Here is a 22,188-nt window from a genome sequence, read left to right on the forward strand (position 1 = left end):
TCAATCATAGAATGCACGAAAATAAAAGAAAGAACCCTCAATTAAGTATAAATACAGTGAGGGTTCTTTCTCTTATTTGTAATGTTGACACCAGGCTCGATTTTCATTTATGAATGCATGAGCTTTTCTCAATTGTTCCCGGACACTTTCATCGGCGGTTCCGCCTGCCGAACGACGGGCATTGACGACGGTTTTGGGATCCAGCACATCAAATATATCCGCATCAATCAAATGGGAAAACGTCTGAAATTCATCAAGTGTCAAATCCAGCAAATATTTTTGGTGATGAATGCAGTGCAACACAATGCTTCCGACGGTTTCATGCGATTGTCTGAACGGCATACCCTTTTCCGTTAAATAATCCGCCAAATCAGTCGCGTTGGAATAGTCTTGCCGAACAGCCTGGTACATGGAATCCTTTTTGACATGCATGGTTTTGGTCATATCCGCAAACAAAGCAAGGGCTCCCTGCAATGTTTCAGCTGCATCGAACATACCTTCCTTATCTTCCTGCATATCTTTGTTATATGCAAGCGGCAATCCTTTCAGCATTGTCAGCATCCCTTGGAGATGGCCATAAATACGCCCTGTTTTGCCACGAACGAGTTCCGGAACGTCCGGATTTTTCTTTTGCGGCATCATGCTGCTTCCAGTGCAAAATGCGTCATCCAATTCAATAAAATCAAATTCGGCACTGGACCATTGCACCAGCTCTTCGGACATTCTGGACAAATGCATGGCAATCAGTGACGCATCTGCTAAAAATTCCACAACAAAGTCACGATCGCTGACAGCATCAAGGCTGTTCTCACAAATACCATCAAATTCCAGTTCCTTAGCCGTGTATTCCCGATCAATCGGGAAAGTCGTCCCGGCCAATGCTCCCGCTCCAAGCGGCATTTGATTGATCCGTTTAAAGCTGTCCTGAAGCCGTTCGCTATCCCGCTGGAACATGAACACATAAGCAAGCAAGTGGTGGGCAAACAACACAGGCTGTGCCCGCTGCAAGTGCGTATATCCGGGGAGAACGGTATCCGGATTGGCCTCGGCCTGTTTGATGAGCGACGCTTGCACATCACTGAGCAACTGCGTTATTTCGAGAACGGTGTCACGCAAGTATAAACGCATATCCAATGCCACCTGATCGTTCCTGCTCCGGCCAGTATGCAGTTTCCCGCCGACAGGACCAACCTGGTCGATCAGCAGTTTCTCAATATTCATATGAATATCTTCATGTTCCTGATGCAATTCGGCTTCCCCGTTTTCGATGGCAGTCGCAACTGACCGCAGCCCATCAGCAATCGTTGCCGCATCCTCTTCCGAAATAATATGACACGCCTGCAGCATGTTGACATGAGCCAGGCTTCCCTGGATATCGTATTGCGCCAATTTTTGATCAAACGATATGGATGCCGTGTATTCCTCCATCAATTGGTTCGTCGGTTTCGTGAATCGTCCGCCCCACAGTTTCATTGATTCAATGTTTCCTTTGTTGACATCGTTGTTTTCTGTTCTGTTTCCGTTTTGCCATCGGTATGCTGTTCGTTGACCGAGGAATGAACTTTTGTCGGCAAGCCCCATAATTGAATAAATCCAGTAGCCGCTTCGTGATCAAAGGCATCGTCTTCTTTATACGTTGCCAAATCAAAATCATAAAGGGATTGTTCGGATTTGCGGCCAATCGGGTGCGCATGCCCTTTGAACAATTTCATCCGTACCGTTCCAGATACATACTTCTGCGTTTTTTTAATGAACGATTTCAGTGCATCCGTCAATGGTGAGTACCACAGACCATCATAGACCATCTGCGCAAACTTTTGCTCGATGGAAGGCTTGAAATGAGCGGTTTCCCGCGTCAGTGTCAATGATTCCATCTCTTGATGAGCTTGCAGAAGAACGGTGGCTGCTGGCGCTTCGTAAATTTCTCTTGACTTAATGCCGACGAGGCGATTTTCCACATGGTCGATCCGCCCGACACCGTGCTTTCCAGCCAGCTCATTTAATTGCAAAATCAAATCTGCAAGTGAGCATTCCGTTCCATTGAGCGATACCGGCTTTCCTTGACTGAAGCCTATTTCCACCGTTTCCGGTTCGTCCGGAGCGTCAACCGGGTTATTCGTCAAATCATAGGCGTCTTCCGGCGGTTCGGCCCACGGATCTTCCAGTATGCCACATTCATTGCTGCGTCCCCACAAATTTTCATCAATACTGTACGGACTATCCACTTTAATGGGAATGGGGATGTGATTGTCTTTAGCAAAGGCAATCTGTTCTTCTCTGGACATGGACCATTCTCTTACCGGAGCTACTACTTCAAGGTTCGGATCAAGGCCGGTGAACGCCACATCAAAACGGACTTGATCATTCCCCTTTCCGGTACAACCGTGCGCCACAGCGGACGCGCCTTCTTTCTTGGCGATATCGACAAGAATTTTGGAAATAAGTGGCCTTGATAATGCTGAAATCAACGGATACTTTCCTTCATACAGAAGGTTGGCCTGCAACGCCGGCAACACGTACTCATCGGCAAACAATGATTTGGCATCGACGACATACGATTTCACAGCACCGACCTGCAACGCTTTTTCCTTAACCGGCTCCAGATCTTTGCCTTCTCCCACGTCCAGAGCCACAGCAATCACATCATAATTATATTGATCCCGGAGCCAATTGACCGCTACTGACGTATCAAGCCCTCCGGAGTATGCAAGTACGATTTTTTCTTTTTCCATCTCAATTCCCCTCTCATTTTATTAAAATACCATGTTTGGTTAATAGATTATCCCATTAATGCAGTCATCAATGCTTTTTGCGCATGCAGTCTGTTTTCTGCCTGCTGAAAAATAACCGATTGGCTGCCATCCATCACGTCGTCTGTGACCTCTTTGCCCCTGTTCGCCGGCAAACAATGCATGAAACTGGCGTCGTTTCTGGCTGCATTGATTAATTCTCTGTTTACCTGGTAGCCAGCAAATGCGTGCTCACGGTCGTTGCTTTTTTCTTGGCCCATACTTTTCCATACGTCCGTATAAATGACATCCGCCTGTTTGACAGCGTGTTGAGGATCCGACGTCATCTCCACATGGCCACCTGTTTTATCCGCAACGGCAGAAGCTTGCTGTATAGCGTCTGAATCGGGTTTATAGCCTTCCGGTGAGGCCATGCTGATGGTCATGCCGGTCATCGCTGCCCCAGCCAGCAATGAGTACGCCATATTGTTGCCATCACCGATGTAGGCCAGTTTCACCCCGTTCCATCCGCTTTTCACTTCTCGAATGGTCTGCAAATCCGCCAACACCTGACACGGATGATGACGGTCCGACAACCCGTTAATAACCGGAATATGAGCATGAGTGGCAAACGATTCAATCATTTCATGGTCATATGTCCGTAGCATTATACCATTAAGGTAACCAGAGAGCACGTTTGCCGTGTCAGCAACGCTTTCACCCCGGCCAAGATGCAGATCATTGGTATTTAAAAACATACCCATGCCACCCAGCTGAAAAATACCTATCTCGAAAGATAAACGGGTTCGTGTTGACGGTTTTTCAAATAACATGCCGAGGGTTTTGCCTTCCAATGGACGGTTGGCTTTTCCCGCTTTGTGCTGTGTTTTCATATCATCAGCTGCATCCACTAAATAAACCAGTTCCGCCGGGGTTAAGTCATAAAGCGACAATACATGCCTTCCTTGCAGCTGTTTATATATACTACCCTGTTCTATTTCGGAACCCATTCACACCACCTGCTCTTTCGTTTTATTCCAATCCTGTATCGTACTGGTATAATCATTTATCGGCTGTGGTCCGTCCATCGTTCGAAGCGATGCCCCCATATGTGCCTGCAACGTTTTTATCGAGGTGAAACACGCAACGCCGGATGCCAAAACTTGGGACCGCAATGTTGCGTGATCATCTGGTACAAACGTTTTTTGCGTATCACAGATGAATGCAAAAGCCCCTTGCTCACAACGTGCTTGTGCTTCCTGGACGCTGACAACCTCGTCGACATGCAATCCCTGTTCTTCCATTTTTGCAGCTGTTGTCCTGTCCGTTGCTATATGAACCGCAAGCGATGACAAAAGACTCACAGATTCCTCGGACAACTCCCCGGATGAATCCAGCGTCACATATGCAGACGTGCCGGCTTCTGGTTGCAACAGACTGCCTTCTGCCCAGCCGCACGCTTTCCGCATCGCTTGTTTAACGGTGGAGCCCATTCCAATTGCTTCACCGGTGGATTGCATTTCCGGTCCAAGATAGGGGTCAACACCGGATAATTTGGATGATGAGAAAACAGGCGATTTCACAGCATAGTAAGGCGCTTCCTTATGCAAACCTAGTGCCCATGGCTGTTCATTAAGGGGATTTCCCATCTGAATAGTTGTTGCCAGATCAACAAGCGGAATTCCTGTCACCTTGCTGGCTATCGGGACTGTCCGCGATGCACGCGGATTCACCTCAAGCACATATATTTCCTGTTCATCCTCACTCAGAACAAATTGAATATTGACCATTCCCTGGAAATTAAGTTCCGATGAGATGGACTTGGTGTACGTTTCCATGAGTTCTTTATGCCGATGCGTTACATGCGGCGCAGGAAAAACCGTCATACTGTCGCCCGAATGAATCCCTGCCGGTTCAATATGTTGAAAAATACCCGGGATGAGCACATCGGATCCATCGCAGACAGCGTCGACTTCAAATTCACGTCCATGGATAAATCGATCAATAAGCAGTGGGAAAATACGTGCATCCGGTGTGTCTTGTTTGAGTTCACTCAGATAACTGTCCATTTCCGATTCATTTTGCAATATCGCCATCCCTTTACCACCGATCACATAGGATGGGCGCACAAGAACCGGATAACCGATCGATCGTGCGGTGGCTGCCGCATCAGCACCGTTAGTAACCGTATCCCCCGGAATGTGCGGTATATCCAAGCGCCTCAGCAACTGATAAAATTCATCCCGGTCCTCCGAAGCGGTGATGGATGCCAATGATGTTCCATACACCTGAATGCCTTTTGCACGCAGACCATCAGCTAGATTAATGGCTGTTTGTCCGCCGAACTGAAGCATAACCCCGTCAGCTTGTTCCTTTTCAACCACATTCTGTGTGTCTTCCACCGTTAATGGTTCAATATAGAGACGGTCCGCCATATTCCAGTCCGTGCTGACCGTTTCCGGGTTGTTATTGATGACAATGGCTCTGGCGCCCAAATTCTGCAATGCTTTCACAGCATGAACGGAGCAGTAGTCAAACTCGATTCCCTGCCCTATACGAATGGGACCGGCTCCCACAACGACGATGTTCTTTCCTTTTAATGGGGCTGCTTCATCGGTGCCATCCCAGCTGCTGTAGAAAAACGCCTTATCGGATGATACGTCTTTTCCATTTCCATTGACACCGGCTTGTTTATAGACCGGTCCATGACTTGGTGCCTCCAGCGAGTCACCTTCATCCGACGTCGTTTTTCCGCATAGCGAGGCGAGATAATCATCGGAAAAGCCGAGCAACTTCGCCTCTTTCCATGTATCATCACTGATCGTGTACCAGTCGGAAGCTGCCACTTCTTGTTCCACAGCAATCAAATAAGCCATTTTTTGAAGAAAGTACTGGTGAATACCGGTTCGATCATGGACACGATTGATATCATATCCGCGCCGAAATGCTTCGAACACAGCAAAAAGACGTTGGTCGGTTGCATGGCTCAGCTGCTTTTCAATGGTTTCGTCCGTCCAACCGGTCAACCATGGGAAATGGCTCGTTCCGATATCCAGCGAACGAATGGCTTTCGTCAATGCGGCCGAGAAGCTGTCTGCTAGCGCCAGCACCTCGCCTGTTGCTTTCATTTGCGTCCCAAGTGTGCGGTCGGCTTTAGTAAATTTATCAAACGGCCAGCGCGGCATTTTAACAGCTGTATAATCAATGACCGGTTCCTGGCTGGCAGGAAGCGTCGTATTGCCTGGATTCGTCAGTTCATCCAGATGATATCCCAATGCAAGCTTGGCGGATATTTGTGCTATCGGGTATCCGGTTGCCTTGGAAGCTAGCGCACTGGAACGGCTCACCCTCGGATTCACTTCTATAATGACATAATCGTTACCGGACGGGTGAATGGCAAACTGAATATTGCACGCTCCCACAACGCCCAATTCGCGGATGACTTTGTTGGACGCATCACGCAGCATCCGGTGTTCGTCCGCACTAAGCGTCTGGGCCGGAGCGGAAACAATGCTGTCGCCGGTATGTATGCCGCATGGGTCAATGTTTTCCATATCACAGACGACCATACACGTGTCATCGGCATCCCGGATCAATTCGTACTCGATTTCTTTCCAGCCCTTCACACTTTGTTCGACCAATACTTGACTGACAGGGCTTATATTAAGTCCGTGACGTACAATCGAGTGGAGATCCTGTGCATTTTCAGCAACACCTCCACCGGAACCGCCAAGGGTATAGGCCGGTCTGACGATAATCGGAAAGCCCGCCTTTTCTGAAAAGCGAACAGCTTCATCAACGGACGTCACGGACACGCTTTCCGCCACCGGTTCGTTGATGGATGTCATCAGTGATTTGAAAATATCTCGGTCTTCTCCCTTTTGAATGGTTTCCAGCGATGTGCCCAACAATCGTACATCGTAATCATTCAAAATACCGGCTTCTGATAAAGAAACGGCAAGATTAAGCCCGGTCTGCCCGGCAAACGCAGGCAACAAGGCATCTGGTTTTTCCTTTTTAATAATACCGGTCACGGACGCCTCGGTCAGCGGCTCCAAGTAAACATGGTCAGCCGTTGTTTCATCGGTCATAATCGTAGCCGGATTATTATTAACCAGGACCACCTCAACACCTTCTTCTTTCAGGGCGAGGCATGCCTGTGTTCCGGAATAATCAAATTCAGCTGCCTGACCGATGATGACTGGTCCGGATCCAATGACTAAAACTTTATGGATATCATTCTGTTTCGGCATGCTGTGCCACTCCTTTCCACCTCTTCTATACGAAACGCTTCCGTTAATCGTTTATAATCGAATCATTTTTTTGAATGATATGTTTTCATCTGTTATTGAATTATTATGCAACAATATGAATAATAATTCAATAGGAAAAATGAATTTTTTTATATTTTCTATAATAGAAAGAAAATGACGCGTGGTAAGGGCCCTTACCGGGGAATGTGTGTTGGATGAATACGGAGTTGACATTGGTCTTCGCATACCCTATTCCCACATTTGTCTGTAGGATTGTTTGTTCATGCATGATAAAAAAGCACAGGGATATACGCGTTCCCTATGCATGGACCAGTATTATTTATCTGTCACCTTGTTTTCCAATGTGCCGATGTTCTCGATGTCCATCGTCACGATATCGCCATCGTTTAAAAACTTCGGTGGATCCATTCCCATACCGACCCCTTTGGGCGTGCCGGTCATAATTAAATCGCCGGGGTTCAGCGTGATAAGTTCTGAAATAAATTCCATCAGATATGGCACATCAAAAATGAGCTTATCCGTGGAAGACGACTGGCGTACGTCTTTGTTTACCGATGAACGTACCATTATGTTTCCTGGATCACCCAATTCATCGGATGTCACCACCCATGGACCGACTGGCGTGCTGCGATCGATGGTTTTTCCCTGCAGCCACTCCGGTGTCCGCATTTGCAGGTCACGGGCAGATATATCATTGCCAATGGTGTAGCCGGCAATGTAGTCACGTGCGTTCGCCCGCTTCACGTGAGACGCCTCTTTACCGACAACCGCGGTCAGCTCCACTTCATAGTCCAATTGATTTGTTTCGGATGACTTCTCAATCGCATCTTCTGGACCAATCAGGCTGTTGGCAAATTTAGCAAACAAGACGGGATAGTCCGGTAGATCACTTTTCATTTCCGCTGCATGATCGGCGTAATTTTTGCCGATGCAAATGATTTTGGATGGTTCGGGAACCGGCGTCAGCAATCGGACATCGTCACGGTCGAAACAGATATCCTGCACTGGAATGGTTTCAGCATAAGCCGCTGCCTCCTGTGCTTGACGGATGATATCATCGCCTCCCTTGTAAAAGCGGGACGGATCCGATGGGAAAAAGGACTCTGCAGCAGCCGCCCATTCATTTTCGTGTCTGGAACGCCGCCAGTAGCACCACGCCTGCTGCAGATCGACAACCTGCTCACCTAGCATAAAGCCGACTCTTGGTGGCCCGACGCTTCTTTTCGGTTGATAACTCAGTAATTTCACAGGATGTTCCTCCAATCGATGAACGTTTCTACGACCCTTCTCCTACTATTCGTCTTTTACATGCCATAATCCTGCTCAATACAAAAAATACCGGCACCTCAATTCAAGAGATGCCGGCGGTTTGTTTTGTTTATCATGTACGAATGTGATTTCCAATATCAGCTACAAGCTCTTTGCTTTGCTGGTATTCCCGTTGCCGTCTTTTTTCAACGGCTATGCGGTTTTCCAGTTTCCGTTCGTATTCAGCATACCCCATTTGATGCGATTGCTGCATTGCCTTCTCCATCTCCGGAGTGTAGGTCATCTTTATGCCACTATTAATAGTGAACCATCCTTTCTGTTAATTACATGGTTAAGGATATCACATCGCTCACGCAACCGCAAAAGGAATATAGCTTCTTAAAACCGGAATAATTTTTATTCACAGGAGTGAGCAACGACTAGCTTTTTCAGAGCAAAAAATACCACTCATTTGCTGTTACATACGCCGGATTCCCCAAAATTCGAAAAAGAGCCGATGCATACAAATCCGTCATCAATACCCGTGTGCGCAACGTTTAGTCGCTATTTTGAACGTTTCCATTAAACCACTTGCTTACGCGCACCACCGGACGTGTTTTTAATCGCTAACGCTGAACAAATCCGGTTTATATTGCATTAAATAGCTGTAAATGTTCGGAATGGAATGAAATGCGTACACTTTTTCTTTCACTTTGTTATCCTGTTTAAACAGAAGACATGGGACACTTTCAACCTTATAACCTTGCATAAACTCGGGATGCAAGGATGCATTCATTTCATAAAAAATATGTTCCTGATGAACCGATTCAATTTTTTCAAGCATGGATCGTGCCAATGCACACGTACCGCAAAGTGGTGTATAAATGTATAAAATATAGTGGTCGTTTTGAAAATCGTTGTCTGACATTTGTTGCAATGGAATCACCCTAAGTTAAAAATATAGGATCAACGGCCATATCGGCGCTGACAAGGGCCTCAGCCAGCAACCGCACAGGCGTTGCGGCTACTTCACGGAATTCACTGTCCACATGGATATGGGTAGCGTGCGGGAGTTCACAAGCCAGCTGCCGGCGGATATGATTACCTGAATCATCCTCATCAACCAAGACATAAACGTCCCGATTGTCCAAATCATGCTCGTCCAGAAGGTCATCCATCTTTTCGACACCCAATGTCCCATGCGTGCAAACAATGTCCGTATTCGTGTCAGTCAGCACCTTTTTTATCTGCAGTTTATCTGTTAATCCTTCCACTATAATAACTTTTTCACGGATATGTGTCATTCGCATTGCACTCCTTAAGAGACCGTTTCTTATTTGTATGCCCCATCCAGCTTATCCTATGATTAGAGGGTTATAGTGGAGGGTGAAATAAAAAAACTGACTTGCGTTTATTATGAGCAAGCCAGCATTATTATGGTCAGTTCAGTCTTCTGTAACTGCTTTTTCGTATTGTTCAGCAGATAATAAATTATCAAGATCTGCTTCATCAGCAGGCTCCACAACAATCATCCAAGCCTTTTCATAAGGGGATTCATTAACGAACTCAGGACTGTCTTCCAGCTCGTCGTTAATGTCCACCACTTTACCCGTTATCGGTGCATAAAGTTCCGAAACGGTTTTAACCGATTCAACACTGCCAAACGGTTCATCAGCTTGAATATCTTCACCTTTTTCCGGCAGCTCAACAAAGACGACGTCGCCAAGCTCATCTTGCGCAAAACTGGTTATTCCAATCCGCACATTTCCATTTTCTTTTTTAATCCATTCATGCTCTTTTGTGTATAACAAGTCCTTCGGCAGATCCATGCGTATCCCTCCATCATTAAACATTTCACTGTTTACATATAGCATACTAGGTTCATCTTTATTTTTCCAGTATCTTCGTCACATTTATCAACCGGATTTGGAATTTATCAACCGAATTTGGAATTTATCAACCGAATTTGGAATTTATCAACCGAATTTGGAATTTATCAACCGGATTTGGGATTTATCAACCGGATTTGGGATTTATCAACCGGATTTGGGATTTATCAACCGGATTTGGGATTTATCAACCGGATTTGGGATTTATCAACCGGATTTGGGATTTATCAACCGGATTTGGGATTTATCAACCGGATTTGGGATTTATCAACCGGATTTGGGATTTATCAACCGGAAAGCCAGGCTAAAGTCGCCTGGCCTTTCCTCTCATAAGCTATACAACGTATGTCTCTTCATTTATAATTCTAGTAGCTATTTGGCGTTTTTTAGCAATCACATCAATGGGTGTATGACGCGTGAGTTTTCGCAATGATGACAGCATCATGCGCAGCGTGTCGCCTGATTCTGTCGCAATCAACGTTTCTTTTGCGTCAGCTTCCATCCGATTAAACGTTTCCTGAACGTATACTTGGGTATACAGAAGCTTTTGGCCATGTTGATCAGTTCCGTCATTTTGCATAGCTTTTTCCGTACGCAGTATAGCCGATTCCATGTTATATACATGATTAACCATATCGGCCAGATTGACGAGAATCTCTTGCTCCTGTTCCAACTGCTCCCCGTATGTCTGTGCGGCGAGACCTGCTCCGAGCAGAACCATTTTTTTTGCGTTATTCAGCAAATATTTTTCCTGTTCCAGCGGGGCGTCTCCGGGTTCTTCCGGCACCAGCATCATGAGCTCCTCCTGCAACTGCTGCGCTTTATCGAGCAGGGGCAACTCCCCTTTCGTTGCTTTTTTCATTAATGAGCCGGGAACGAGCAGCCGATTGATTTCATTGGTCCCTTCAAATATCCGATTAATACGCGAATCACGATACATGCGAGCCACGTTATATTCTTCCATGAAACCATAACCGCCATGCAGCTGAACAGCTTCATCAACAACATAGTCCAAACATTCCGTTGCGGAAAATTTATTCATCGAACACTCAATCTGGTATTCCGCAATGGCGTTTGCCACTTCCCGACCGTCGTTCAGCTGCTCCTTCGTTAACGACCCCAACCGTTGATCAAACACCCCTGCTGTCCGGTAAACAGCGCTTTCATTCGCGTAAATGGTTGTTGCCATCGTGGCCAATTTTTCTTTTGTCAACGAAAATTCGGAAATGGGTGTATCAAACTGTCTCCGCGCATTTACATATTTCGTCGCCACCTCCAACGCGTGTTTGGAACTGCCGACGCCACCAACGGCAAGCTTATAGCGACCCACATTTAAAATGTTGAAAGCAATTTTATGCCCGCGTCCGTTTTCCCCAAGCAGATTGTCGACCGGAACGTTCACGTCGTCCAACATTAACGTACGTGTCGACGAGCTTTTAATCCCCATTTTCTTCTCCTCGGGACCGGTTGACACACCAGGGAAATTACGCTCAACAATAAATGCCGAAAAGTGCTCACCGTCAATTTTGGCATAGACAATGAATATATCTGCGAACGCTGAATTGGAAATCCACTGTTTTTCCCCGTTCAACACGTAATGAGTTCCAGCATCGTTCAATACAGCCGTCGTCTTGGCATTTAGCGCATCCGATCCGGCACTGGGCTCAGTCAGTGCATACGCCGCCAGCAACTCCCCTGTTGCCAGTTTTGGTAAATAACGCTGTTTTTGATCAGTATTGCCGAAAAATACGATAGGTAACGATCCGATCCCAACATGAGCGCCGTGGGTAACCGAAAAACCGCCAGCACGTGCAAATGTTTCCGTTATTAAGGCGGAGCTGATTTGATCAAGGTTCAAGCCGCCATATTCCTCCGGGACATCCGCTCCGAGCAAACCAAGCTCACCGGCTTTTTTCAGTAAATCAACGGAATATTCAAATTCATGATTTTCAAGATGGTCCAACGTCGGTAACACGTCGCCATCAATAAAATCGTCCGTTGTTTTGGCAATCATTCGGTGCTCTTCTGTGAAATCTTCCGGTGTCGTTATATCATCTGCTTGCGCATCAGTAACCAAAAACTCGCCGCCTTTAACCATCGTTTCTTGTGTGTCACTCATCTGCATCGTTCCTTTCACCCTAAAATAAATAGTGCAACCGGACAGGAAAATGGAACCGTTTTCCCAGTAAGCATCGGTCAACTCTGTGCACAACCAGTGAATGAAATGATACGTCGCCTCATATTAATTCGAAAACACCAGCAGCTCCCATGCCACCGCCAATACACATGGTAACAACGCCATATTGAACATGGCGGCGCTTCATTTCATGAATGAGTGTCAGCGTCAGTTTGGTGCCGGTCATGCCCAAGGGGTGACCGAGCGCAATGGCACCTCCATTCACATTAACGATATCCGGATCCAGATCCAATGCCTGAATCACCCGGACCGACTGGGATGCAAATGCTTCGTTTAATTCAATTAATCCGATATCAGCCAATTCCAGACCGGCCATCGTCAACGCTTTCGGCACTGCCTCTACCGGACCGACGCCCATAATTTCCGGTTCAACACCAGCCACAGCAAATGAATGAAATTTAGCGAGCGGTTGCAACCCTTCAGCTGCAGCTTTATCACGGTTCATGACGAGTACCGTCCCGGCAGCATCGCTCATTTGTGACGAATTACCTGCTGTGACAGTTCCGTTGGCGGCAAAAGCTGGCTTCAAATCGGCCAGGACCTCTTTTGTTGTATCCGGGCGCACCCCTTCATCCATTTCAAACATGGATGTTGTTTCTTCCACGTTATGGGTCGCACCAATGTCACGTTTGGTCACTTCAACAGGCACTATTTCGTCCTTAAATGTTTCATCCTGCAAAGCCTGCGCCGCGCGTTGATGGCTGCGAACAGCAAATGCGTCCTGTTCCTCCCGCGATATGCCGAATCGTTTGGCTACTTCTTCTGCCGTATGGCCCATTTGCATATAGTAACCCGGGGCATCCTGGACAAGTGTCGGATTGGGTCTCATGACATGGCCGCCCATCGGAATCAGACTCATCGATTCAGCACCGCCGGCCACTATGGTATCGTCGGCACCAAGCATGATCCGTTCTGCAGCGTAAGCGATGCTTTGCAGGCCGGATGAACAAAAGCGGTTGATTGTCATGCCGGGAACATCCTTGGACAGCCCGGCAAGCCCGGCGATATTGCGTGCCATGTTCATCCCCTGCTCCGCTTCCGGCATCGCGCAGCCAATAATCACATCATCAATGATGCCATCATAATCGCCTGCCCGTTTCAGCGTTTCTTTGATGGTGAGAGCGGCGAGGTCATCAGGCCTTGTATGGGCCAATGCTCCTTTATTTGCTTTCCCTGCAGGGGTTCGTGCACCTGCAACAATGACTGCTTCCTTCACAATTTCTCACCCCTCCTGAAGTTAATTGCGCAACGGCTTTCCTTTCAGAAGCATATGCTGCATCCGCTGTTGGGTCAGTGGTTCGCCAATCAAACTTAAAAATGCTTCCCGCTCCAAATCAAGGATGACTTGTTCATCGACCAGCGTTCCTTCCCGGATCCGTCCGCCGGAGAGAACATAGGCGAGTTTTTCCGCGATTTTCAAATCATGATCCGACGCATAACCGCCGAAACTCATGGATTTGGCACCCATCAGCATCGCGGCATAACCTGCATCACCAACAACAGGCACTTTTTCACGTTTGGGTGGCTGATAACCGGTCTTTGCAAGCGCCAGCACTTTTTGCTTCGCATCATAAAGCAAATGATCCGGATTCACGCTAATCTCATCATGACTGGACAAAAAGCTATTTTCGCGGGCTTCCTCAGCCGATGTGGACACGTTCGCCAGAGCAACTTTTTCAAATACGTCATTGGCAACCCTGGTCCGGTCAACATGGACACCTTCCGGGAGATGGCGGAGTTCTTTCAAATAAAGTTCCTTCGTTCCGCCACCGCCCGGAACCAGACCGACGCCAAATTCAACCAGTCCCATATACGTCTCGGATGACGCCTGAATGGACGCTGCAGGTAGACAAATTTCTGCACCGCCACCGACCGTCATATTGAATGGCGCTGTGACAACCGGCTTATTGGCGTATTTAATATTCATCGTCATGTTCTGGAATTGTCGGATAACCATATCCAATTCCACGAAATCGTCATCCTGAGCTGCCATCAGCATCATACCGAGATGCGCGCCTGCACAGAAATTTTTCCCTTCATTGCCAATCACAAGGCCTTCATAGTTTCTATCGGTTTCCTCAAGGGCATCATTCACCATTTGTATGATATCCAGACCGATGGCGTTGCCTTGAGAATGAAACTCCAGACCGGCGACCCCATCGCCTAAATCTAGTAAACTGGCGCCGGCATTCTGTTTAATCACACCTTTTTCATGTTTTAAACGCTGCAGATGAATGGCTTTCGGGTTGACATATTGCTTTTGGTAATCACCATTATTATAGTCATATACGTTTCCATTTTCCGACTGATAAAATGATTCATAGCCATTTTCCAGCATCTTGAGTACCCAATCAGGCACCGTCTCTCCTTCATGCTTCATTCGCTCAACAGATTCACGTACACCGATGGCATCCCACGTTTCAAATGGACCGATATCCCAGCCGAATCCCCATTTCATCGCCCGGTCAATCGCAACAATGTCATCGGCAATGACACCGGTCAACTCCGCTGAGTAGAGCAGTGTCGGTTTCAAAATAGCCCATACCAAATCACCGGCCCGGTCTTCTTTCGCCGTTACAAGCGTTTTCAATTTTCGGTTTGGTCCTTTTTCCTGTTCCGCCCTATCTGTGGCATTTGTTTTCAGTTTTTTGCGTTCCTCGTATGCCATCGTTTCAGGGTTCAATTCATAAATGACGCTTTCACCCTGTTCTTTTTTCTTAAGAAAGAAGCCTTGACCGCTTTTGGCGCCCATCCAACCTTTATCGAGCATTTGCTGCATAAACGCAGGTATGTGAAAGACGCCTGCTTCCTCCCCGCTGACGTGCTCACGCACATTGTTGGCAACGTGGGCAAACGTATCCAGACCCACGACATCCAACGTCCGGAATGTGGCGCTTTTCGGTCGTCCAATCATTGGCCCGGTGACCGAATCGACCTCACCGATGCTGTAGCCACCGCTCAGCATTTTCTGCACCGTCACCATGAGTCCATATGTGCCGATACGGTTTGCGATGAAATTCGGTGTATCTTTCGCTTCCACAACACCTTTACCGAGTACGTCCTCACCGAATCGTTTCATAAAATCCAGCACATCCGGGTCGGTTGATTTCGTCGGGATGACTTCCAGCAGTTTTAAATAGCGTGGCGGGTTAAAGAAATGGGTACCCAGAAAGTGTGTCTGAAAGTCTTGCGAACGACCGTGTGCCATAGCTTCCACGGAAATACCGGATGTATTGGAACTCACAATGCTGCCTTTTTTGCGAAAGGCGTCAACGGTGGCATAAACGTTCTGCTTCACATCCAGATCTTCAACAACCACTTCGATGATCCAATCCACATCTACCAACCTTTCGATGTCATCGTCTATGTTGCCGGTGGCGATCAAATCAAGATGTTTCTTAGACGTGATCGGTGATGGATTTTGTTTCAACAATGCGTTTTTGCTCGCGTTAGCTAAACGATCTCGAACAGCCCGGTCTTCCAATGTCAATCCTTTCTTTTTTTCTCCATCTGTTAGTTCACGGGGCACAATATCCAGCATTATAACGGGGATACCGACATTGGCCAGATGAGCAGCAATGCCGGATCCCATGACACCGGACCCCAATACCGCAGCTTTTCTGATTGATTGCTTCATCATTCATTCCCCCCCACCCTGTTTTGAATGAATACTCATTCATTTTAGGTGATAAATAACAGACACACGAATGATCCAACTGATTATCAGTATAAAATATATTCAGATATTTCGCAATAAAAATAGCCATTCTTTTCGGCGATCACCTTTCATGCGAGGGTGAATTGCGTTAAAATAAGAAAGGTTTGATGAGGCGATGCATTCTCAGGTTATGCTGATTTGAATAGCCGTTAATCACGTGTGGAAAGGATGGATGATATGACAAAACATTGGATAACCGAATACGCTCAAATTATCATCGGTGCCAGCCTCGTGGCGCTGGCCTATAACGTATTCCTGTTACCTGCCAAGCTTGCCGCGGGAGGAATTTCCGGCGTCAGCACGATAGTTTTTGAATTATATTCTATAACCCCGGCCATGACACAATTCTTTGTTAATCTGCCTATATTCATTATTGGATGGATCGCTCTTGGATCGAACTTTAGCTGGAAAACACTCGTTGGCACGGTTTGGGTTCCGTTCATGATTTATGTAACAGCTGAGTTCCCCTATACGATTTCCAATCCTATATTAGGAACGATTTATGGTGGAATTATTCTAGGCATCGGGCTTGGAACGGTCTACAAAGGTGGCGGGTCCACCGGCGGGACGGGAGCGATTGCCCAGATTGTTAAGAAGTTTACCGGACTGTCAAGCGGCTATTCCCAGTTGATTGTTGACGGGTTTGTCGTTATTTCATCCGTCTTTGTCTTCAATCTGGAACTGACCCTGTTTGCACTCATATGTATCTTTATCACCGGCAAAACAATCGATATCGTACAATTGCGCCCTTCCGATTCCAAACTCGTTATGATTATTACCGAGAAAGAAGACAATATCCAACGCCTTATTAGTCAGCAGATTGATCGCGGCGTCACAAAAGTGCGGACGGTTGGCGGCTTTTCCAACCAGGATAAAACAATGATCTTTTGTGCTACCGAACAGCAGGAAGCCGTAGAATTGAAACGACGGTTACAGGATGAAGATCCAGCAGCATTTGTCGTGTTTATCAGTGCCTCAGACGTCATGGGACGCGGATTCTCACTGGATAAATACCACGGCCAGAAATTTTGATGATAAGCACGGAAATCGGCGGACAACGCCGATTTTTTTACACACGCTCGTGTTTGTTATATATTTAGAAGTCCGGTGAAAAAGTCAAATTGTACTAGGAATTTCATTGCTTTATGTCGAATATAGTCTATAGAACACTTATAAAAGGGTGATTCATTTATGCATTCGCCAAAGCAAAATCACATTCAACCTAACATGTTTCAATATATTGATATGGAGGATCTCGTTCCCGGACACCATATCCTGAGAAGGGTGAAAGATGCTATTGACTTTTCAGCTGTCCACGATCGGGTGAAACCTCTCTACTCCGAAAAGACAGGCCGGCCATCTACGAATGCTGAATTGGTCGTGCGGCTGGTTGTACTTGAGTATCTATTTAATCACTCGGAACGGGAACTGTTTGAAACGCTCCCCATGCATGCAGGCTACCTGTGGTTTTGCGGCCTGGATTTTGAGTCGTCACTTCCTGATCGAACAACACTTGTTAAAACAAGAGCGCTTTGGCGTCGCCATGGTATTTTTGATGATATCATGATGCATGTCGTTAATCAGTGCATTGCTTCCGGCCTCGTTCGCCCAGACGTTCATGCCGGTGTGGATGGCACACAAGTGCATGCAAACGCGTCCATTCATAGTCTGGAAGAAATAGAGCTGGCCCCGGTTCAAACCATTGAAGCTTACCTGGAAGTTAAAAAGCAACGTGATGAAGCGTCTTTAAGACCATCAGGTAATCCGAACAGCGACGATGATGACCAAAACCCTCGGCCTCCGAAATCAAAGGAAAATAATAAATCGGATCAGCTTCAGGAAAATGCCAGCCATGAAGACTTTCACGGCAAAACGTTTTCCAATCAAACCCACCGGAGTACGACAGACCCGGATGCCCGTCTGTACAAAAAGAGCAAAGGACAGGAGGCCTATCCGCGTTACCTTGTGCACAACCTGGCAGATGTTGAGTCAGGCGTTATTTTAAAGACCAATGCAAGCATTGCTTCCGGTAAAGCGGAAAGAGAAATAAGCCAACAACAGCTGGCAGCTGTTCGTTTTCAGCACCCGCAGATCCATATTCGGACGTTATCGGGTGACAAGGCCTATGGCACACCAGCATATTTGGCCTATCTATTTTCTCAAGGCATCATTCCTTTGATTTCTTTGCGAGACCATGAATTGGAAGAGACCCCGACTTGGCAGAGGAAAACCCATAACCCTGAGCACCAAAGAAAACGGCAGGAAAAGGTCAATAACGTCAAGGCCAAAAATCAAGCAAAGCAAATCCAGATTGACGGCAAATACCAGAACATCCAAAACAAGCGTGTCCAGTGTGAACATGGCTTCGCTGAAGCCAAGACAGTGCATGGGCTGGATCGTGCCAGAAGCAGAGAACTCGACTGCATGCAGGAGCAGGCACTCTGTACCGCCATCGTTCAGAATCTAAAGAAGTTAAGCCGGTTCAAAGGAAAAAGACCCGGGACCGGTGTTTCAGCATGCGCTGAAACGAAAAAACGGAATGAAAAAAACCACAACAATCACTTTATTTCCCTTATATTTAAGGGAATCCGAGAAAAATTCGTGTCTTTGATTACATCTTCGATGGATAGAAAATATAGTTTTTCACCGGTCTTTTAGACTTCACATTATAATGCTCAATCGTAATCATTCCTATTTACAAATCGTAATCATTACGGTAATATGAAGTATCTATCATCAAGAGAGGAATTTGATCTATGATGCGTCTTGCCAGTCTTCTATTGTTAATCATAGGCATCATCACAGCAGGATGCACACCTTCTGCATCTGACAATAAAACCGAATTGACCGTATATACGTCCATTTATCCGATTCAATTTGCTGTCGAACGAATTGGTGGTGATGCTGTCGATGCGAAAACCATTTATCCCCCGGGCGTCGATGCGCATACATACGAACCGGCTGCCCGTGAGATGACTGCCATCGCAGAAAGTGACGCCTTTATTTACCTTGGTGCCGGGATGGAAGGTTTTGCAGAAACGGCCGCGGATGCTCTGGCATCACAGGATGTGACGCTAATCGAAATAGGAAAACAACAATCGCTTTTTCATGGCGATCATTCAAACCACAAAGGACATACCCACGGGAATCATAATCCACACATCTGGCTGGATCCCATACGAATGATTGACATGGCTGACATGATCAGCGACAGATTGATCGATATGGCGCCGGAAAACAAAGACCGATTCGTAAAGAATTTTAACGCACTCAAAAATGAGTTGCTTGCCCTCGATCAATCATTCCAACAGACACTGGCGTCCAAAACTGATAAACGCGTGCTTGTTTCCCATGCGGCCTACACGTATTGGGAACAACGCTATCGTCTTGAGCAAATCGCCATCAGCGGACTTTCGTCAAACGATGAGCCCTCCCAGAAGGAACTGGTGACCATTATTGAACAAGCCAAACAATCCGATATGGACTATATTTTATTTGAGCAAAACAATTCAGATCGTGTATCGGAAATTATCCAGAATGAAATCGACGCTAAAGCCCTTATGATTCATAACCTTTCCGTTTTAACGGAAGCTGATATTAGAAACGGTGAAAATTATTTGTCGTTAATGCGGCACAATCTGAACGTACTTGATCAGGCAACCAAATAGGAGGCATCCACCATGGCTGAACCCGTTGTTTCCACAGACAATCTCACATACGCCTATGATCGGCAAACCATCCTGAGTGACATTCCGTTTGAATTGCCCCGTGGCTCTTTCATGGGACTCATCGGGCCAAACGGCGGGGGCAAAACGACGCTCATTAAAATGATTCTTGGGCTGTTAAAGCCAGACAGTGGGACGATTCGTTTGTTCGGAAAGCCCATCCAGCAGTTCAAAAACTGGAGCAACATCGGATTTGTTTCTCAAAAAGCCAACAGTTTCAACAAAGGGTTTCCCGCGACCGTATTTGAAGTCGTCTCCATGGGACTGACAGCCAAGCTGGGGTATTTTACATTTTTAAAAGCCAAACACAAACAGGCGATACTCCAAGCTATGGAGCGCGTTGGCATACGTGATTATGCATATGACAATATCGGCCAATTATCCGGCGGACAGCAACAGCGGGTTTTTATCGCTCGTGCACTCGTCAGCGATCCGCAGCTGCTAATTTTGGATGAGCCAACGGTCGGTGTTGACGAGGACCATGTTGAGCAATTTTACAACCTTCTCCGTGAACTGAATCAAAAACATGGCATTACGTTGCTTCTCGTGACGCACGATACCGATACCATTAAGCGATATGCCACCGATGTCGTATATCTGAATAAAACACTGACAGTCCTCGGACAACCCGAAACGTAGACATAACAATCAAGCTACGACTGAATGAGCGAACATAGCCATTTCACTAGGAACCTGACATAGAGCGACGACACAGGAGGGAACACGATGCTTGCAAGCTTTTTGGAATATGACTTTCTACGACACACCTTTTACACCGGCCTATTAATCGGTATCATCGCCCCGCTTTTGGGAACATTTATCGTCGTTCGGCGCCTTTCCCTAATAGCTGACGCCTTATCTCATGTAACGCTTGCAGGAATTGCGTTCGGATTATTTGTAAACAAAACAACCGCACTCGGTATCGCACCACTGTACAGCGGGATGGGGTTTTCTGTGCTTGGATCCATCTTTATTGAAAAACTGCGCGGGATATACACGGCGTACCAGGAATTAGCTATCCCGATTATTCTATCCTTCGGGGTCGGATTGAGTGTCATTTTTATCTCACTCGCTAATGGATTCAACACGGATCTGTTTAATTACCTGTTTGGGTCCGTATCGGCGGTGAGCGCGAAGGATTTTTACGTCATACTTGGCATCACTGTTCTTATTATTGGAGTTATTCGACTGTTTTATAAAGAGCTGGTCACCTTATCGTTTGATGAAGAACACGCGGTTGTATCCGGCATTCATGCCAAACGGATTCATTTTTTATTTATTGTGCTGACAGCGCTTGTCATTGCCGCATCCATTCGCATTGTCGGTGTGCTGCTCGTATCGGCACTGATGACATTGCCTGTGGCAGCAGCCATGCGACTGGCGAAAGGATTCAAGCAAATGATGATCATCTCTATTTTGTTTGGGGAAACAGCTGTTATTATAGGGATGATAACAGGCTATTATTTCGGTATCCCCCCAGGGGGAACGATTGTATTGACATCAATTGTTATTCTGCTTGCAGCCATCGGAAAGCGACGTTTTTCATACCGGACAGGGGGAATGATATATGAAACTGAATGATGCCCTTCAACAATTAAAATCACACGGGTATAAAACAACTGCCAAACGGAAGGACATGCTCGCTTTTTTTGCGGAAGCAGACGGCTACCGGACCGCGAAAGATCTGATCGGTTATATGGAACCAACGTATGCAGGCATCAGTTATGACACGGTCTACCGGAATCTGCATTTGTTTCATGACGTCGGTGTACTGGAAGCAACCGAACTAAATGGAGAAAAACATTTTCGCTTCAGCTGTTCGCATCGCCACCATCATCATTTCATCTGCAAAGATTGCGGGAAGACTAAGACGTTGGACATCTGCCCAATGGACGAAATTAGGCAATCACTCGGAAATTATGCGATTGAGGGGCACAAATTGGAGGTATATGGATTATGTCCGGTCTGTCAGGAAGGATGAGCAAGGTCACCCTTATTTGTGTCTCATCCTGGTGGAACATTACTTTCTCTTTGCACAAGGCTATGTTAACGATTAATGTTGAAAAATATAGAAAAAATATAGAACGCCCAAATTATGGGGGTTCTGATTCTTTATACCGTCTTCTTCCAAAACCGCGCGTTTGATGACAATCAATTATTCTTCAGAATCCTGTTGATTAGTTAAAATATTTTCCAGTTTCCTTTCTACTTCTTCTAATCGGGATTCTTGTTTTATTAAAATAGTAATGAATACTGCCAAAAAGAATGCGAATACAGCTGCTAAAATGTAAATATGTTCAGATAAATAGGCAGCAAAGAAAAATGTTATAATCCAACAAATAATAATACAGGAAATGAATACACCTAAAAATTCTTTCAATTTGCCCACCCCCTTAATTTAGCAATCT

20 protein-coding genes are annotated in these 22,188 nt (G+C 46.3%); 7 read left to right on the forward strand and 13 right to left on the reverse strand.

Features of this window, described 5'->3' with window-relative positions; genetic code table 11:
• Nucleotides 1–72: 72 nt before the first annotated feature.
• From argH to gcvH, 9 genes are all read right to left on the reverse strand, one after another.
• Nucleotides 73–1,473 (reverse strand): argininosuccinate lyase, encoded by a 1,401-nt coding sequence (gene argH / locus ACZ5Q7_RS13850; RefSeq protein WP_343754318.1) that lies wholly within the window; start codon nt 1,471–1,473, stop codon nt 73–75.
• Nucleotides 1,470–2,732 carry an argininosuccinate synthase gene (locus tag ACZ5Q7_RS13855; RefSeq protein ID WP_343754298.1) on the reverse strand — a complete coding sequence of 421 codons (1,263 nt, stop codon included), beginning with the start codon at nt 2,730–2,732 and terminating at the stop codon, nt 1,470–1,472. The genes argH and ACZ5Q7_RS13855 overlap by 4 nt, the downstream gene beginning before the upstream one ends.
• Nucleotides 2,733–2,779: 47 nt before the next feature.
• The gene (argF, locus tag ACZ5Q7_RS13860) at nt 2,780–3,739 is read right to left on the reverse strand and encodes an ornithine carbamoyltransferase (protein ID WP_343754296.1); all 960 of its coding nucleotides are present in this window, start codon (nt 3,737–3,739) and stop codon (nt 2,780–2,782) included.
• Nucleotides 3,740–6,982: a carbamoyl-phosphate synthase (glutamine-hydrolyzing) large subunit gene (carB, locus tag ACZ5Q7_RS13865; RefSeq protein ID WP_343754294.1), complete on the reverse strand. Its 3,243-nt coding sequence runs from the start codon at nt 6,980–6,982 to the stop codon at nt 3,740–3,742. It abuts the gene before it with no gap.
• Between the two features lie 336 nt (nt 6,983–7,318).
• A complete protein-coding gene (locus ACZ5Q7_RS13870) occupies nt 7,319–8,251 on the reverse strand; it encodes a fumarylacetoacetate hydrolase family protein (RefSeq protein ID WP_343754292.1) in 933 nt (310 codons plus the stop codon).
• A gap of 133 nt (nt 8,252–8,384) precedes the next feature.
• Nucleotides 8,385–8,525, reverse strand: coding sequence for a hypothetical protein (locus ACZ5Q7_RS13875; protein ID WP_464432916.1), 141 nt, complete (start codon nt 8,523–8,525; stop codon nt 8,385–8,387).
• Between the two features lie 345 nt (nt 8,526–8,870).
• On the reverse strand, nt 8,871–9,179 hold the full coding sequence (locus ACZ5Q7_RS13880) for a thioredoxin family protein (protein ID WP_343754316.1): 309 nt from the start codon (nt 9,177–9,179) through the stop codon (nt 8,871–8,873).
• A 19-nt stretch (nt 9,180–9,198) separates the two neighbouring features.
• A complete protein-coding gene (locus tag ACZ5Q7_RS13885) occupies nt 9,199–9,555 on the reverse strand; it encodes a toprim domain-containing protein (RefSeq protein WP_343754288.1) in 357 nt (118 codons plus the stop codon).
• 141 nt (nt 9,556–9,696) lie between these two features.
• Entirely contained in the window at nt 9,697–10,080 is a 384-nt protein-coding gene (gene gcvH, locus ACZ5Q7_RS13890) for a glycine cleavage system protein GcvH (protein WP_343754286.1), read from the reverse strand.
• 117 nt (nt 10,081–10,197) lie between these two features.
• Here gcvH and ACZ5Q7_RS13895 point away from each other — a divergent pair, with 117 nt between their 5' ends.
• A complete protein-coding gene (locus tag ACZ5Q7_RS13895) occupies nt 10,198–10,473 on the forward strand; it encodes a hypothetical protein (protein ID WP_464432918.1) in 276 nt (91 codons plus the stop codon).
• A gap of 1 nt (nt 10,474) precedes the next feature.
• Here the strand turns inward: ACZ5Q7_RS13895 and ACZ5Q7_RS13900 are convergent, their stop codons facing one another.
• The 3 genes from ACZ5Q7_RS13900 to ACZ5Q7_RS13910 form a co-directional block, all read right to left on the reverse strand.
• Entirely contained in the window at nt 10,475–12,259 is a 1,785-nt protein-coding gene (locus ACZ5Q7_RS13900) for an acyl-CoA dehydrogenase family protein (RefSeq protein ID WP_343754282.1), read from the reverse strand.
• A 118-nt stretch (nt 12,260–12,377) separates the two neighbouring features.
• Nucleotides 12,378–13,553: an acetyl-CoA C-acetyltransferase gene (locus ACZ5Q7_RS13905; RefSeq protein WP_343754280.1), complete on the reverse strand. Its 1,176-nt coding sequence runs from the start codon at nt 13,551–13,553 to the stop codon at nt 12,378–12,380.
• A 21-nt stretch (nt 13,554–13,574) separates the two neighbouring features.
• Nucleotides 13,575–15,974, reverse strand: coding sequence for a 3-hydroxyacyl-CoA dehydrogenase/enoyl-CoA hydratase family protein (locus tag ACZ5Q7_RS13910; protein ID WP_343754314.1), 2,400 nt, complete (start codon nt 15,972–15,974; stop codon nt 13,575–13,577).
• Between the two features lie 258 nt (nt 15,975–16,232).
• On the opposite strand from ACZ5Q7_RS13910, the gene ACZ5Q7_RS13915 reads away from it, so the two are divergent.
• The 6 genes from ACZ5Q7_RS13915 to ACZ5Q7_RS13940 all read left to right on the forward strand — a co-directional run bounded on the left by ACZ5Q7_RS13915 (nt 16,233) and on the right by ACZ5Q7_RS13940 (nt 21,761).
• A complete protein-coding gene (locus ACZ5Q7_RS13915; RefSeq protein ID WP_343754278.1) occupies nt 16,233–17,087 on the forward strand; it encodes a YitT family protein in 855 nt (284 codons plus the stop codon).
• A gap of 159 nt (nt 17,088–17,246) precedes the next feature.
• Nucleotides 17,247–18,713: a transposase gene (locus tag ACZ5Q7_RS13920; protein ID WP_464432814.1), complete on the forward strand. Its 1,467-nt coding sequence runs from the start codon at nt 17,247–17,249 to the stop codon at nt 18,711–18,713.
• A 98-nt stretch (nt 18,714–18,811) separates the two neighbouring features.
• Entirely contained in the window at nt 18,812–19,723 is a 912-nt protein-coding gene (locus ACZ5Q7_RS13925) for a metal ABC transporter solute-binding protein, Zn/Mn family (protein ID WP_343750785.1), read from the forward strand.
• A gap of 12 nt (nt 19,724–19,735) precedes the next feature.
• The gene (locus tag ACZ5Q7_RS13930) at nt 19,736–20,419 is read left to right on the forward strand and encodes a metal ABC transporter ATP-binding protein (RefSeq protein ID WP_343750787.1); all 684 of its coding nucleotides are present in this window, start codon (nt 19,736–19,738) and stop codon (nt 20,417–20,419) included.
• Between the two features lie 87 nt (nt 20,420–20,506).
• Nucleotides 20,507–21,361, forward strand: coding sequence for a metal ABC transporter permease (locus ACZ5Q7_RS13935; protein WP_343750788.1), 855 nt, complete (start codon nt 20,507–20,509; stop codon nt 21,359–21,361).
• Nucleotides 21,348–21,761 carry a Fur family transcriptional regulator gene (locus tag ACZ5Q7_RS13940; protein ID WP_343750789.1) on the forward strand — a complete coding sequence of 138 codons (414 nt, stop codon included), beginning with the start codon at nt 21,348–21,350 and terminating at the stop codon, nt 21,759–21,761. The genes ACZ5Q7_RS13935 and ACZ5Q7_RS13940 overlap by 14 nt, the downstream gene beginning before the upstream one ends.
• A 174-nt stretch (nt 21,762–21,935) precedes the next feature.
• Here the strand turns inward: ACZ5Q7_RS13940 and ACZ5Q7_RS13945 are convergent, their stop codons facing one another.
• On the reverse strand, nt 21,936–22,160 hold the full coding sequence (locus tag ACZ5Q7_RS13945) for a hypothetical protein (protein WP_343750791.1): 225 nt from the start codon (nt 22,158–22,160) through the stop codon (nt 21,936–21,938).
• Between the last annotated feature and the right edge of the window lie 28 nt (nt 22,161–22,188).

This window comes from Lentibacillus halophilus (assembly GCF_055395055.1).

Excerpts from the sequence above, each read along its gene's own strand:
- argH (WP_343754318.1), bottom strand. The coding sequence starts at position 1,473 with ATGAAACTGTGGGGCGGACGATTCACGAAACCGACGAACCAATTGATG.
- ACZ5Q7_RS13855 (WP_343754298.1), bottom strand. The coding sequence starts at position 2,732 with ATGGAAAAAGAAAAAATCGTACTTGCATACTCCGGAGGGCTTGATACG.
- argF (WP_343754296.1), bottom strand. The coding sequence starts at position 3,739 with ATGGGTTCCGAAATAGAACAGGGTAGTATATATAAACAGCTGCAAGGA.
- carB (WP_343754294.1), bottom strand. The coding sequence starts at position 6,982 with ATGCCGAAACAGAATGATATCCATAAAGTTTTAGTCATTGGATCCGGA.
- ACZ5Q7_RS13875 (WP_464432916.1), bottom strand. The coding sequence starts at position 8,525 with ATGCAGCAATCGCATCAAATGGGGTATGCTGAATACGAACGGAAACTG.
- ACZ5Q7_RS13880 (WP_343754316.1), bottom strand. The coding sequence starts at position 9,179 with ATGTCAGACAACGATTTTCAAAACGACCACTATATTTTATACATTTAT.
- ACZ5Q7_RS13885 (WP_343754288.1), bottom strand. The coding sequence starts at position 9,555 with ATGACACATATCCGTGAAAAAGTTATTATAGTGGAAGGATTAACAGAT.
- gcvH (WP_343754286.1), bottom strand. The coding sequence starts at position 10,080 with ATGGATCTGCCGAAGGACTTGTTATACACAAAAGAGCATGAATGGATT.
- ACZ5Q7_RS13900 (WP_343754282.1), bottom strand. The coding sequence starts at position 12,259 with ATGAGTGACACACAAGAAACGATGGTTAAAGGCGGCGAGTTTTTGGTT.
- ACZ5Q7_RS13910 (WP_343754314.1), bottom strand. The coding sequence starts at position 15,974 with ATGAAGCAATCAATCAGAAAAGCTGCGGTATTGGGGTCCGGTGTCATG.
- ACZ5Q7_RS13915 (WP_343754278.1), top strand. The coding sequence starts at position 16,233 with ATGACAAAACATTGGATAACCGAATACGCTCAAATTATCATCGGTGCC.
- ACZ5Q7_RS13920 (WP_464432814.1), top strand. The coding sequence starts at position 17,247 with ATGCATTCGCCAAAGCAAAATCACATTCAACCTAACATGTTTCAATAT.
- ACZ5Q7_RS13925 (WP_343750785.1), top strand. The coding sequence starts at position 18,812 with ATGATGCGTCTTGCCAGTCTTCTATTGTTAATCATAGGCATCATCACA.
- ACZ5Q7_RS13930 (WP_343750787.1), top strand. The coding sequence starts at position 19,736 with ATGGCTGAACCCGTTGTTTCCACAGACAATCTCACATACGCCTATGAT.
- ACZ5Q7_RS13935 (WP_343750788.1), top strand. The coding sequence starts at position 20,507 with ATGCTTGCAAGCTTTTTGGAATATGACTTTCTACGACACACCTTTTAC.
- ACZ5Q7_RS13940 (WP_343750789.1), top strand. The coding sequence starts at position 21,348 with ATGAAACTGAATGATGCCCTTCAACAATTAAAATCACACGGGTATAAA.